The following is a 13,101-nucleotide window of genomic DNA, read 5'->3' on the forward strand; positions in this document are numbered from 1 at the left end:
GCACCGAGGAGTACCGCCATGGCCGAGATCGTCACCCTCACCGACGACACCTTCATCGAGCAGGTCCTGCAGTCCGAGAAGCCCGTCCTCGTCGACTTCTGGGCCACCTGGTGCGGCCCGTGCAAGGTGGTCGCACCCGTGCTCGAGCAGCTCGCCGCCGAGCACGGCGACAAGGTCACCTTCGCGAAGATCGAGGTCGACCAGAACCCCACCGCGCCCCGCGACTACCAGGTGCTCAGCATCCCCACGCTGATGCTGTTCCAGGGCGGCAAGCCGACCGCCAAGCTGGTGGGTGCGAAGAGCAAGTCGGCGATCCTCAAGGAGCTCGACGGCCTGGTGTGACGCGCCGTCGCGTTGGGTCGGAGGGCCCCGAGGCCGTATCGTGTACTCGATTTCCCGTCCTGCGGGCCGCCCGCCCGCAGGAAGCTACCGAAGGGTCCTCCATGCCACGCATCAGCCTCGGTGATCACGGTGGCGCCGTGGCGGAGATCCGCGGCATCCTCGCCGACCAGGGCTTCCTCCGGGACTACGTGGCCCCCACCGACCTGGTGGTCGGCGGGTGGACCGTCCCAGAGGCCGTCTTCGACCGCCGCTTGGACCGCGCCACCCGCGCCTTCCAGCAGCAGCGCGGCCTGCTGGTCGACGGTGTCGTAGGCCCCGCCACGTACCGGGCGCTCCGCGAGTCCACCTACCAGCTGGGCGCGCGCACGCTGAGCTACATCGCCTCCGCGCCCCCGTCGGGCGACGACGTGGCGGCCCTGCAGGCGCGCCTGCAGAACCTCGGCTTCTACGCCGGCATGATCGACGGCCTCTTCGGCCCGCAGACCCACCTGGGCCTCTCGGCCTACCAGCGCGAGTTCGGCCTCGTCGCGGACGGCATCTGCGGGCCCGCCACGCTGCGCTCGCTGACCTTCCTCGGCTCCCGGGTGACGGGCGGCTCGCCGCACGCCATCCGCGAGGAGGAGCACGTCCGCAGCTCCGGCCCGCGGCTGTCGGGCAAGCGCATCGTCATCGATCCGGGCCTGGGCGGCCCCGACCGCGGCGTCGCCGTGCGCGGGCCCGACGGCCGGCCCATCACGGAGGAGGAGATCCTCTGGGACCTGGGCTCGCGGCTCGAGGGCCGCATGGCCGCCGCCGGCATGGAGACCTACCTGTCGCGCCCGCGCGGCATGGACGCCGACGACAGCACCCGCGCGTACACGGCGAACACCTTCGACGCCGACATGATGATCGCGCTGCGCACCGCGCACTACCGCAACGACCGCGCCCACGGCGTGGCCTCGTTCCACTTCGGCAACACGCACGGCGCCAGCTCCAACATCGGCCGCAACCTGGCCGGCTTCATCCAGCGCGAGATCGTCGCGCGGACGCCGCTCACGGACTGCCACTACCACGGCCGCACCTGGGACATCGTGCGCCTGACGCGGATGCCCACGGTGCAGATCGACATCGGCTACACCACCAACCCGCACGACGCGGCCGTCCTGGCCTCGCCGCAGATGCGCGACACCATCGCCGAGGCCATCCTCGTGGCGGTCAAGCGCCTGTACCTGCTGGGCGAGAACGACCGCCCCACCGGCACCTACACCTTCGCCGAGCTCCTCGAGCTCGAGGAGAACGCCGAGAACCGGGCCTGACGGTCCGCCGCCCGCGCGCCCGGCACGGGGGAGCGCACCGTCGGGGCCTGAGCGGCCCCGTGCGGCGTCAGCGCTCCCCGGCCCTCCCCACGGGTGCCGCGGCGTCCCCCGTGCCCTCCAGCGCGGTCCTGAGGGCCGCTTCGGCGGCGCCGGCGGCCAACAGCTGCTCCAGGGCGTGCTCGACGCCCGCCTTCCAGCCCAGCCCCTCGGACAGTTCGAGGCGCAGCCGCGGGAAGCGGTGGTGCGGCGCGACGGTCTCGAAGCCCATCTGCTCCAGGAAGTCGGCGTCGGTCAGGGGCGGGGTCTTGCACCCGCACGGACCGCAATTGATCTGCGCCACAACGTCTTCCGTCAACATCCCGACGGGGGTGAGCAGGGCGAAGGCCTCCACCGCGCGGACGCCGCGGCGCACCAGGTCGGTGCACACGGCGGTCACCAGCTCCTCTTTGACGCGCACGTCCATGCCCGGTTCGGCGCCGGCCCAGGTGAGCAGGACCGCGTCGGGGCTGACGGGGGCGGTGGGGAAGTCGGCGACCCGGGGAACGCTGCGGGGCGGCGCGTAGAAGGCCACGCCCACCACCCGTTCGGTGCCGTCGACGGCGTGGTCGATCGCGACCTGCCCGCAGGAGCCCCACTCCAGCATGAGCATCGACAGCCACGCCTCTTTGTCGAACTCGGTGTCGGTGAGGGTCTCACCGTCCGGCGCGACCTCCCAGTAGACGCAGCGGCGGATGTGCCGCGGCAGGTCGTCGAAGCCGCCCAGGGTGAGGGGGACGATCGTCAGCGCCATGCCGCGTCACTTCTCGGCGAGCAGGGTGACGATGCGCTCGAGATCGTCGACGGAGCCGACCTCCACGACGATCCTGCCCTTCCGCTTCCCCATGGAGACGGTGACCTTGGTGTCGAGGCGATCGGCGATCCGGTCGGCCACCTCGCGCAGGCCCGGGTCGGCCGGCTGCGGACGCTTGGGCGCCGCGGGTACGACGGTGCCGTCGCCGCGGTTCGCGAGGGTGACCGCCTCCTCGGTGGCCCGCACCGACAGGCCCTCGGCGACGATCCGCGCGGCGAGGAGGTCCTGCGCCTCGGCGCCGGCCTCCAGGGCGAGGAGCGCCCGGGCGTGACCGGCCGAGAGCACCCCGGCGGCGACGCGGCGCTGCACGGCGACGGGCAGCCGCAGCAGCCGGATGGTGTTGGTGACGACGGGCCGCGAGCGCCCGAGGCGGGTGGCGAGCTCGTCGTGGGTGACGCCGAACTCCTCGAGCAGCTGCGCGTAGGCGGCCGCCTCCTCGAGGGGGTTGAGCTGCACCCGGTGGATGTTCTCGAGGAGCGCGTCGCGGAGCATGTCGCCGTCGGCGGTCTCACGCACGATCGCGGGGATGGCGGCGAGGCCCGCCTCCTGGCTGGCGCGCCAGCGCCGCTCGCCCATGACGAGCTGGTAGCGCAGCTCGCCCTGCGGCCGGGGGAGCGGGCGAACCACGATCGGCTGCATGAGCCCGAACTCGCGGATCGAATGGACGAGCTCGGCGAGCCCCTCCTCGTCGAAGACCGAACGGGGCTGCTGCGGGTTCGGCTGGATCGCCGCCGGGGGGATCTCCCGGTACACGGCGCCGGACTCCGCGAGGTCCGACGGTGCCGGCTCCTCCGTCGCGGGCCGGGCCTGCCGCGCGGGCCGCTCGCGCGGGTCCTCCGGGGCCGGGGTCGCCGGCCGCGCACCGATGATGACGTCGGCTGCGGCGTTGCCGAGCCGGGGGCCCTCCTCGGGGCCGGTGGGGATGAGTGCGGCGAGTCCGCGGCCGAGGCCGCCCTTCTTCTGCGCGGCCATGACTACACCGCCTGCCCGGCGCCGCGGAAGGCGAGCTCGCGGCCCGCGTCGAGGTAACTCATCGCACCGCGGGAGCCCGGGTCGTAGTCGAGGACCGTCGTGCCGTAGCCGGGCGCCTCCGAGACCTTGACGCTGCGCGGGATCGTCGCGCCGAGCACCCGCTCGCCGAAGTGGTTGCGCACCTCGGCGGCCACCTGGTCGGCGAGCTTGGTGCGCGCGTCGTACATCGTGAGGAGCACGGTCGAGACGTGGAGGTCCTTGTTCAGGTGCGACTGCACGAGCTCGATGTTGCGGAGCAGCTGCCCCACGCCCTCGAGCGCGTAGTACTCGCACTGGATCGGGATGAGCACCTCCTTCGCCGCGACGAGCGCGTTGACCGTGAGGAGACCCAGCGACGGCGGGCAGTCGATGAAGACGTAGTCGATGTCCTCCGCCGCCGCGACGCTGAGCGCGTTCTTCAGCCGGGTCTCACGGGCCACCATGCTGACGAGCTCGATCTCGGCGCCGGCGAGGTCGATCGTCGCGGGCACGCAGAAGAGATTGGGGGAGTGCGGGCTCTGCGCCATCGCCTCCTCCAGCGTCGTCTCGCCGAGCAGGAGCTCGTAGGTCGACGGGACGCCCGAGCGGTGGTCGACGCCGAGCGCCGTGCTCGCATTGCCCTGCGGGTCCAGGTCGACGACGAGGACGCGCAACCCCTGCAGCGCGAGCGCGGCGGCGAGGTTCACCGCGGTGGTCGTCTTGCCGACGCCGCCCTTCTGGTTGGCGATCGTCAGGACGCGGCGCTCCAACGGCTTGGGCAGGGTGCCCGCCGCCCCGGGAGTCAGGACCTGGCTGGCACGGCGGGCGGCCGCGGCGATGGGGGTGTCATCTTCAGTGGTTCCACGTGAAACGTCGAAGCCGGATTCGTGATCAGTCACGCGCTCTCCTCAGCTGTTGACCCCATCCTAGTTTCTCCGCGAGGGTGCGTCAGCCCGGCCTCCGCGAGGACGACCCGTTCCGTCCGCGGCCCGTCGCCACGCGGGGGTTCCACGTGAAACGTCGCCACGTCGTCGACGCACGTCCCTCCGCCGACGGTGCCGGCACGGCTGTGTCCGGCACCTCGGCGCCAGCGACGTGGCACGCCTGATCCCGATGACCCCGCCGGGCGCGTCGACGCGGATTCTTGTCGCGGCGGCGGCGTCGTCGTCATATCCGGGGGAGCGGGCCGGCCGGTGCCGTCGCGGCGTGTACCGCCGCTCGGTCGTCCCGCCGCCTTCGGCTGACGGCGCGAGCGCCCAGCCGGTCCGCGGTGACGGGGTCCCGTACGTCACTTCGACGAAGACCGGCCCGCCGCGGTCGCCGCCGAGTCGAGACACGGTGTCGACGTTCCACGTGAAACAGACGCCACGGCGACGTCAGGAACGGCGCCGGCAAGAGCGGCGGTGTGCCCATCGTCGGCCACGTCGCGCTACCCCGCGGCGTCGATCGGCCCCGTGCCGCGGAGTCAACGCCGCGGACTGCGCGCTCCCGATCGTCCAGTCCCCGCGCCGGCATCGGTCTGTGCTTCGTGCCGTCGGCCATCGCCCGCGATCCGCAGGCCGCCGCGGCGTCGCCTCGCGTCGCGACAGGAGCGCCCGGTGGCGTGTCCAAGGCGCGCGCACGGCTCGAGGGCGGTCTCTTGGTCGGCAGAGTCGGTGCGCTCCGCGCCGGTGTCGCTCGGGACGGTCTTCATGCCGCCGTCGCACGTCCGTGTCAGCACCTCGCCGGCTACTTCTCGTTTTCGTGTCTCGCCGCCCGCCCGTCACTCCGTTCCTCACTGCGGCGCTCGCCGGGGCAGGCGATCCGGCCACACGAATGCTGCGCTCTACGGGCGCCCGTTCCGTGCTCATCGCCTCGGCGGCGAGACGACGCCGCGCCATCGGGAGCGTTCCACGTGAAACGTCCCGCCCATCTGTTCTGGCACCGGAATCAGCGCGACCGTTCACGCACCTACGCCACGCCGACCGGCAGCCTGTTCCACGTGAGCCGATGCGCCCGTCCATCCGTGCACCGGAGCCTGCTCGCACACGGCGCACCGTCGCCGTGTCCCACCGTCCCGCGATGCGCCGGCCTTCCCTCACCCCACCCACAAAGCCGTCGGTTCTCGTCACACGTCGCACCGTCCTCCGTTCCCGCGAGTCCCCTCGTCGGCGTCCCATCCCGTTCCGCTTCGCGCTTTCCGCGGTACCCCACCCCGACGCCGGTCCGCCGAACCATGTCTCCGCCCGTTCCACGTGAAACGCCGCCTCGTCCGCGCGAGTATCTGCGACGCTCCCACATGCACGACCGCATAGCGGCCACGTCTCCCGCGGGCCCGATGCCGACAGGTCTGCGGTTCCACGTGAAACGCGCCCTCGTCCGCGCGAGCGTCTGCGCCGCTCACGCACACACGACCGGATGTCGGCCATGTCTCCTCGCGAGGACGCCGACGGGTCTGCCGTTCCACGTGAAACACAGCGAGTCGCGAATCGCTCCGGTGCGCGGTGATCCGCGGTGCGAGCTCTCCGGCCAATGCCGCGAGCGCGGCCCCGGTTCATTCGTCGGGACAACTCCTCGCCCGCCGACTTCTTGTGGGTCGTGCCGGTCCAGTCGACGCCCGCAGAGCCCGACCCAGCGCCGCCATCAACACCTGGGCAGACCGGCCGGCCAGGCGCCTACTCCACTCCGCGACCCATTCGGACCGCCGCGTGAGCCCACCGACCGCGGCGCAGCGCTATCCCGCTTCCCACGTTCGGCCGCCCGCGCCGGTTCGGGGAGTAGCCCTTGGGGAACGGCGTGTGCATCCGGCTCGTCCCTCCTCGCCGTGGGCTCGGGAACGACCGCACGACGGGCCGTGCAAGTCTCACCCTGGACCGCCGTCGCAGCCGATTCCAGGGACTCTGTGGCTCGCCCCCGGTCGGCAGGCGAAATCGGCAGGGGAAGGAGCAGCCCTACCCGCCGCACGAGTCCGCCGCCGCGCCCAGGACCGCCCAGCGCCGCCTCGCGCTGCGCCGCGCCGTCCGCTGCACGCCGCCCGCACCCCGGTTCCGATCGCTCCCTACGCGGCGTGCCTACCCCGAGTACCGCCGGCTCCGCCGTCGCCAACGAGGCGGCGACTCACCGCGGGGGCAGGGCGGCCCGCCCCCAGAGAGAGACGATCGGGCGAGCGGCTCCCGGCGGACGGCGCCGCACGCGCTCCGCTTCGAGCCGCTCGGCGCACCAGCGCTTCTCCGCCGGACCGATGGGATGGGTCGAGATCACTGTCCGGTCACTGTCCGGAGATCCCGTCTCGGCGCTGGACTCACGCGCCCGCTGCGGCGGCCCCGACCCGGCCGGGCTCCCGAGTCGTCCACTCCCGAACCGAGGACGGGGCACCCGATGACTCGTCCGCAGGGTCCCGGGCGCCCGGCAGCCTCTCCGGTCGCACGCCGCCCGAGTGACTCGCCCTCGGCGAATGACAGCCGACGGTGCTCGGACGCGCCCTCATTCAACTCCGCCTGGGCCTCCGGATCGAGGCTCAGCTCGCCGACGAACGAGCCCGCTCGACGCTCCGTCAGACGGTCAGGTGATGGCCCGGCGGCGCGACCGGGCCGGCCGATCCCGAGCGGCCGCGGGCTCACCGTCGCGGTTCACGGGGAGCCGGCGCCGGCCCGCCCGCGGCGGGGACTCGCGCCGAGACCGGTGACCTCGGTGTCGGGGGAGTGGGGGTGAAAGGACGCAGATCCCATCGCGGCCGATCGTCCCACGGCGATTTTCTCGTACGATCGTGCCAAATAGGCCACCGAGGGACGCGCTGTGGGGCCGTCAGAATCCGGCTGGTGTCACGTGTCGAAACAGCCCGTGGGTGGTCGGGTGCGCGAAAACCGCGCCGTAAATGTCCGGTTTCGGGCTAGCGTCGAGCCTTGGCACGCTTCTTCTTCACCGGCGCGCGACGGACGGCACGCACCACGGTGGTCGCGGGATCGACGATGCCGACGCCGCACAACACGACCTCCGGATCGCGCAGACCCGCCTTCGTCAGGATCGCGCCGTGCTCCTCGATCTCCTCCGCCGCGCGCGAGCCCTTGAGCGCGAGCAGCCGCCCGCCGTCGCGGAGCAGGGGAGCGGACCACGGGGCTAGCTTGGGGAAGCCGGACACCGCGCGCGACGTCACCGCGTCCGCACCGCCGACCGCCTCGACGACGGAGCGCTCCTCGGCGCGACCTCGGACCACGCGGACGTTCGGCAGCCGCGGCCCGCAGAACTCCTCGAGGAACACGGCGCGGCGCAGCAGCGGCTCCACGAGGATCACCTCGACGTCCGGCCGGGCGATCGCCACCGGCACGCCGGGCAGGCCGGCGCCGCTCCCGATGTCGACGAGGGTCTCGCCGGCCTCGAGCAGCTCGCCGAGCACGGCGCAGTTCAGCACGTGCCGCTCCCAGAGCCGCGGAACCTCACGCGGGCCGATCAGCCCGCGGACGACGCCGTCGGTCGCGAGCACCCGGGCGTACTCCTCGGCGAGCCCGAGGCGATCGCCGAAGACCTCCCGCGCGACCGGGGGAGCGGGGGGCAGCGCGTCCACACTCGCCTCGTCGTCGGCGGGGTTCTCCGCCACCTCGTCGCGCCGTTCCACGTGAAACCTCTCTTGTAACAATCGCACACACCAGTTTCGGGCTATCCGTGCCCGGAAACGACGATGGGCCCCAGGCGCACGGCCCGGGACCCATCGTTCACCTACGTCCAGTCTAGGCGCTGGGCAGCACCACGACGCGACGGTTCGGCTCCGCGCCCTCGCTCTCCGAGCGGACACCGTCGACCTTGGCGACGGCGTCGTGGACGATCTTGCGCTCGAACGGCGTCATCGGCTTGAGCGACTCCTTCTCGCCGGACTCCGCGACCCGCTGCGCGATCTCGGTGCCGAGGCCGGAGAGGCGGGTGCGCCGGCCCGCGCGCCACCCGGCGACGTCGAGCATCAAGCGGCTGCGGTCACCGGTGGACTGCTGCACCGCGAGCCGGGTCAGCTCCTGGAGGGCATCGAGCACCTCGCCGCGCTGGCCGACCAGCTTCGCCAGGTCCTCGCCGCCGTCGATCGCGACGATGGCGCGGCCACCCTCCACGTCGAGGTCGATATCGCCGTCGAAGTCGAGGATGTCGAGCAGCTGCTCGAGGTAGTCGGCGGCGATCTCGCCCTCCTCGACCAGCTCGTCGACCTCGTCCGCGGGGCTCTCGTCGGCGGGGCTCTCGGCCGGGACCTCGGCGATGGCCTCGGTCACGGTCTGCTCCTCCTCGACGGTCACGTCGTCAGGCATGGGTACTCCTTGGGAATTCGATCATCAGGGGTTCGTGGGGCCGCGCTCAGCGCTTGCGCTTCTTGTTCCGATTGCGCTGCTGCTGGTTGCGCTGCTGCTGCCGCGCATTGGCGGAGGGGTGCTGGGGCTTCGGCTTGGCTCCGGGGGTCGGCTTCGACGGTGCCGCCTCCTCCGCCGCGTCCTCGGCGTCGTCGGACACCGTCTCCGCGGCCTTGGTGAGGGACGTCGCCGTGCCGGCCTTCTTGGGCTTCGCACCGGGCTTCGGGGCATTCTCGGCCCGCTTTTCCTGTGCCAGCCGCTTCTTCTCCTCGTCCTCCTTGTCGAGCTTGCCGAAGACGATGTGCTGCTGGCAGTACGTCCAGATGTTCTGGGTGACCCAGTAGATCAGGATGGCGACGGGCAGGAAGAAGCCACCGACCAGGACGCCGATGGGGAAGACCCACAGCATGAGGCGGTTCATGATGGCCGTCTGCGGGTTGTCCAGCGAGGCGACGGGCTGGCGGGCGATCGACGCGCGCGAGTTGAAGTGGGTGGCGAGGGCCGCGACGATCATCAGCGGCACCGAGAGCGCGATGATCCACCACTTCTGGAAGTTCGGCTCGATGTACGCGAGGTCCGGACCCACGGGCATGAAGGCCTGGAACTGCGCGACGGGCTCCTGGACGTACGAGGACAGCGGCACGCCGAAGAGGCGCGCATCGAGGAAGCTCTGCACGTCGGTCGCGGAGAAGAAGTAGTTCGCCGTGTGCCGGGTCTCGTACGCGTTCATGTCCGGCGAGCCGAACATCTGCGCGGTACCGCCACTCATCCGGTTGAACGAGCGCAGCACGTGGAACAGGCCGATGAACACCGGCACCTGCAACAGCGCGGGGAGGCAGCCGAGCAGCGGGTTGAAGCCGTGCTCCTTCTGGAGCTTCTGCATCTCCAGGGCCAGCTTCTGCCGGTCCTTGCCGTACTTCTTCCGCAGCGCCTGCATCTGCGGCTGGAACTCCTGCATCTGCCTGGTCGTCTTGATCTGCCGGACGAAGGGCTTGTACAGGATGGCGCGCAGGGTGAGCACCAGGAAGATCACGGAGAGGGCCCACGTGATCCCGCTATCGGGGCCGAGGCCGGGCACGATGGAGAAGACCTTGTGCCAGACCCACATGATGCCCGACACCGGGTAGTACACGTAGTCCAAGGACATCGGATTGAAACTTGACACGGGGCTGTGCTCCTTGCCGATCTATTTCGAACAGGTTCGTGGGCGCGGTGATTCGCGCATCGGGGGGTGGAAGCCGCTGGCGGCGGCGGCTATTCCGGGACGGGGTCCCAACCGCCGCGGTGCCACGGCCCGCACTTGAGCAGGCGAATGGTACTGAGGTACACGCCCTTGACGGCGCCGTGCGCCGAAAGCGCCTCCACCGCATACTCGCTGCAGGTGGGAGTGAATCGGCACGTCGGCGGCCGCACGGGGGAGATCCATGTCCGGTACAGCTGCACCAGAGAGATCAATGCCCGCCGGGGCACAGCGCGCAGCGTGCTCCCGGCGCTCGTACGTGGGGCCGCGGTCACAGCGCACCCAGCTTCGTCAGGCCCGAACGCAGTTGTGCGGTCAGCTCGTTCGCGTCGTCGTCCGCCGCAGCACGCAGCGCGCGGATCACGACGAGGGCCCCGTCGTCCAGCTCGCCGGCCACGGAGGCGGCGGCGGCGCGCAGCCGGCGCGCGACGGAATGCCGAATCACCGCGTTGCCCACGGCTTTCGAGACGACCAGGCCCACCCTCGGCGCCGGCGTCACCGGATCGTCCGTGGACACGACGAGGCCCGGTCCCCCCTCGGAAGCGGGGACCGGGCTCGTCTTCGTCGATGTCGCCACGTGCACCACGATGGAGCGGCGGCCCACACGCCTACCGCCTTTGACCGCCGCGGCGAAGTCGCGCGACGAACTCATGCGGTAGCGGGCGGGTAGCACGTCAGTGGTCTGCCTTCTCCATCGCCTTTGCAGCAGCGCCACCGCGACCGGGCGGACCGGTACGCGGTGGCGCTACGCGAGAGGGGAAATCAGGCCGTCAGCTTCGCGCGGCCCTTGGTCCGACGCGAAGCGACGATCGCGCGCCCGGCACGGGTGCGCATACGGAGACGGAAGCCGTGCACCCGCGCGCGGCGACGGTTGTTCGGCTGGAACGTCCGCTTGCCCTTGGCCACGGTGACACTCCTTGTTCAATGGGCGGCGCTCATGCGCCGCCGTTCGGTGGACGGAAATCTTCGGCGGCACGTGAAGCTCGACTTGAGGTCGAACTCGCCCGAGGAATCGGTGTGCGCACAGACCGGTCAAGACTACTTATCCCCACTGACAAGGTCAAACCGAGGCACGCGGGACGGCGTGACGAGCCTCACAATCCGTCCGCGGCGACACGCCGAGCGCCTCCGACATCCCACCGCATCCTGCGGGAATGTGCGTTGTGTTGAGGACCGCGCTCCACTCTGTTAACTTTGCCGAATGCGATTGCTGAGCACGGCCGCGGCACCCCGTGGACCCCGAGCACGGCAGCTTCGGGCCGAAGGGCACCGGGCGTGTAGCGGGCTCGGTGCTGCACCGTAATCCGGTTCGACCGGAGCACTGACCCGCAGTTCTACGACCTCGTCGTTCCCAGCCGAAGCCAACGGCTGACAACACCTGTACCCGCAGTCCTCCACACCTGTGGATGAACCTGTGGAGTACAGTTCATCCGCAGGTCGGGCGGGGTGCTGTTATGCACAGCCCGACATGGAACGTGTGAACGTGCGAACGAGAACGCCGGTCGGAAGCCGGAGACCGAAGGCTTTCAAACCCGGTGTGGAGGACCTGATGACCGTCGATCCGCTGATCGAGACGTGGACCGCCGTGGTCGACGAACTCTGCGGAGACAACACCGACCGCACCCTCACCAAGCAGGAGAAGGCCTGGCTCAAGCTGGTCCAGCCGCTGACCCTGACCGAGGGCTTCGCGCTCGTGGCGGTGCCCTCCCAGCTCATGAAGGACGCGATCGAGCGCAGCCTCCGCGAGCCGCTCGTGGCGGCGCTCTCGACCCGGCTGGGGCAGGACGTGGAGCTCGGCGTGCGCATCTCGCCCGACGCCACGCCGCCGGCCGCGCCGCCCGCCCCCGTCGCAGTCGCGGTGGACGAGGGCCCCTCCGGCCCGAGTACGGCGGACCTCACCGTTCCCGTCAGTGAGATCGCGGCGGGGGCGCCCGGCGCACCGTCACCGTCGGTCCACCTGCCCCCGCCGATGACGGGCCCGGCGACCAACGGCACGGCGATGACCGGATCGTCCGGCTCGAGCCTGAACCAGAAGTACACCTTCGAGACCTTCGTCATCGGCGCCTCGAACCGGTTCGCGCACGCCGCCGCCTTCGCCGTCGCCGAGGCCCCGGCCCGTGCGTACAACCCCCTCTTCATCTGGGGCGAGTCCGGGCTCGGCAAGACCCACCTGCTGCACGCCGCCGGCCACTACGCCCGCCGCCTGTTCCCCGGGATGCGCGTGAAGTACGTGTCCACGGAGGAGTTCACGAACGACTTCATCAACTCGCTCAAGGACGACCGGCAGGTCCAGTTCAAGCAGCGGTACCGCGACGTGGACATCCTCCTGGTCGACGACATCCAGTTCCTCGAGGGGAAGCTGGGTATCCAGGAGGAGTTCTTCCACACCTTCAACACCCTGCACAACGCGAACAAGCAGATCGTGGTCTCCTCCGACCGCCCGCCGAAACAGCTGGCGACACTGGAGGACCGGCTGCGCACGCGGTTCGAGTGGGGCCTGATCACCGACGTCCAGCCGCCCGAGCTGGAGATCCGCATGGCGATCCTGCTCAAGAAGGCGCAGATGGAGCGGATCCACGTGCCGCCGGACGTGCTGGAGCTCATCGCGACACGCATCGACCGGAACATCCGCGAGCTCGAGGGCGCGCTGATCCGCGTCACGGCGTTCGCCTCGCTGACCCAGACCGACGTGACGTACGAGCTCGCCGAGATGGTGCTCCGCGACCTGGTGCCCGACACCACGACCATCGAGATCTCCTCCAGCACCATCCTTTCCGTGGTGGCGGAGTACTTCGAGATCTCGGTCGCGGACCTCAAGGGCATCGAGCGCGCGCGGGCCGTGACGCACGCGCGGCAGATCGCCATGTACCTGTGCCGCGAGCTGACCGAGCTTTCGCTGCCGAAGATCGGGCAGATCTTCGACCGCGACCACACCACGGTCATGTACGCCGAGCGGAAGATCCGCAAGGAGATGCCGGAGCGGCGCCGGGTCTACGACCAGGTGCAGGAACTCACCACGCGCATCAAGCGCCGCAGCCAGTAGTCGAACGCCACCGCGGGCCGGCGCCCGTCGGCGCC

At 71.0% G+C, this 13,101-nt stretch carries 12 protein-coding genes; 3 read left to right on the plus strand and 9 right to left on the minus strand.

The features are described 5' to 3' along the window. Positions 1-18 precede the first annotated feature (18 nt). Entirely contained in the window at positions 19-342 is a 324-nt protein-coding gene (gene trxA, locus LB823_RS00180) for a thioredoxin (RefSeq protein ID WP_224644759.1), read from the plus strand. 101 nt (positions 343-443) lie between these two features. Next, positions 444-1,637: an N-acetylmuramoyl-L-alanine amidase gene (locus LB823_RS00185; RefSeq protein WP_224644760.1), complete on the plus strand. Its 1,194-nt coding sequence runs from the start codon at positions 444-446 to the stop codon at positions 1,635-1,637. A gap of 67 nt (positions 1,638-1,704) precedes the next feature. Here the strand turns inward: LB823_RS00185 and LB823_RS00190 are convergent, their stop codons facing one another. The 9 genes from LB823_RS00190 to rpmH form a co-directional block, all read right to left on the minus strand. Beyond that, on the minus strand, positions 1,705-2,427 hold the full coding sequence (locus LB823_RS00190; RefSeq protein WP_224644761.1) for an acetyltransferase: 723 nt from the start codon (positions 2,425-2,427) through the stop codon (positions 1,705-1,707). 6 nt (positions 2,428-2,433) lie between these two features. Then, entirely contained in the window at positions 2,434-3,459 is a 1,026-nt protein-coding gene (locus tag LB823_RS00195) for a ParB/RepB/Spo0J family partition protein (RefSeq protein ID WP_224644762.1), read from the minus strand. A gap of 2 nt (positions 3,460-3,461) precedes the next feature. After that, the gene (locus LB823_RS00200; protein ID WP_224644763.1) at positions 3,462-4,376 is read right to left on the minus strand and encodes a ParA family protein; all 915 of its coding nucleotides are present in this window, start codon (positions 4,374-4,376) and stop codon (positions 3,462-3,464) included. Between the two features lie 2,969 nt (positions 4,377-7,345). Next, positions 7,346-8,017, minus strand: a complete 672-nt coding sequence (rsmG, locus tag LB823_RS00205; protein WP_224644946.1) for a 16S rRNA (guanine(527)-N(7))-methyltransferase RsmG — start codon at positions 8,015-8,017, stop codon at positions 7,346-7,348. A 163-nt stretch (positions 8,018-8,180) separates the two neighbouring features. Beyond that, positions 8,181-8,744 carry a R3H domain-containing nucleic acid-binding protein gene (locus LB823_RS00210; RefSeq protein WP_224644764.1) on the minus strand — a complete coding sequence of 188 codons (564 nt, stop codon included), beginning with the start codon at positions 8,742-8,744 and terminating at the stop codon, positions 8,181-8,183. Between the two features lie 46 nt (positions 8,745-8,790). Beyond that, on the minus strand, positions 8,791-9,930 hold the full coding sequence (gene yidC / locus LB823_RS00215; RefSeq protein ID WP_224644765.1) for a membrane protein insertase YidC: 1,140 nt from the start codon (positions 9,928-9,930) through the stop codon (positions 8,791-8,793). Positions 9,931-10,037: 107 nt separating this feature from the next. Continuing rightward, positions 10,038-10,298, minus strand: a complete 261-nt coding sequence (yidD, locus tag LB823_RS00220; RefSeq protein ID WP_224644766.1) for a membrane protein insertion efficiency factor YidD — start codon at positions 10,296-10,298, stop codon at positions 10,038-10,040. Beyond that, entirely contained in the window at positions 10,295-10,675 is a 381-nt protein-coding gene (rnpA, locus tag LB823_RS00225; protein WP_374201258.1) for a ribonuclease P protein component, read from the minus strand. The genes yidD and rnpA overlap by 4 nt, the downstream gene beginning before the upstream one ends. Positions 10,676-10,785: 110 nt before the next feature. Then, positions 10,786-10,929, minus strand: coding sequence for a 50S ribosomal protein L34 (gene rpmH / locus LB823_RS00230; protein WP_224644767.1), 144 nt, complete (start codon positions 10,927-10,929; stop codon positions 10,786-10,788). Positions 10,930-11,572: 643 nt separating this feature from the next. On the opposite strand from rpmH, the gene dnaA reads away from it, so the two are divergent. Continuing rightward, positions 11,573-13,066: a chromosomal replication initiator protein DnaA gene (gene dnaA / locus LB823_RS00235; RefSeq protein ID WP_224644768.1), complete on the plus strand. Its 1,494-nt coding sequence runs from the start codon at positions 11,573-11,575 to the stop codon at positions 13,064-13,066. Positions 13,067-13,101 lie beyond the last annotated feature (35 nt).

It is taken from the genome of Tsukamurella sp. M9C, assembly GCF_020169415.1.
Classification (GTDB): Bacteria; Actinomycetota; Actinomycetes; order Mycobacteriales; family Mycobacteriaceae; genus Tsukamurella.

What these genes read in the sequence shown, in the direction of transcription:
- rnpA (WP_374201258.1), bottom strand. Translation starts at nt 10,675, where the DNA reads ATGAGTTCGTCGCGCGACTTCGCCGCGGCGGTCAAAGGCGGTAGGCGT.
- LB823_RS00190 (WP_224644761.1), bottom strand. Translation starts at nt 2,427, where the DNA reads ATGGCGCTGACGATCGTCCCCCTCACCCTGGGCGGCTTCGACGACCTG.
- yidC (WP_224644765.1), bottom strand. Translation starts at nt 9,930, where the DNA reads ATGTCCTTGGACTACGTGTACTACCCGGTGTCGGGCATCATGTGGGTC.
- LB823_RS00195 (WP_224644762.1), bottom strand. Translation starts at nt 3,459, where the DNA reads ATGGCCGCGCAGAAGAAGGGCGGCCTCGGCCGCGGACTCGCCGCACTC.
- LB823_RS00210 (WP_224644764.1), bottom strand. Translation starts at nt 8,744, where the DNA reads ATGCCTGACGACGTGACCGTCGAGGAGGAGCAGACCGTGACCGAGGCC.
- dnaA (WP_224644768.1), top strand. Translation starts at nt 11,573, where the DNA reads ATGACCGTCGATCCGCTGATCGAGACGTGGACCGCCGTGGTCGACGAA.
- LB823_RS00185 (WP_224644760.1), top strand. Translation starts at nt 444, where the DNA reads ATGCCACGCATCAGCCTCGGTGATCACGGTGGCGCCGTGGCGGAGATC.
- trxA (WP_224644759.1), top strand. Translation starts at nt 19, where the DNA reads ATGGCCGAGATCGTCACCCTCACCGACGACACCTTCATCGAGCAGGTC.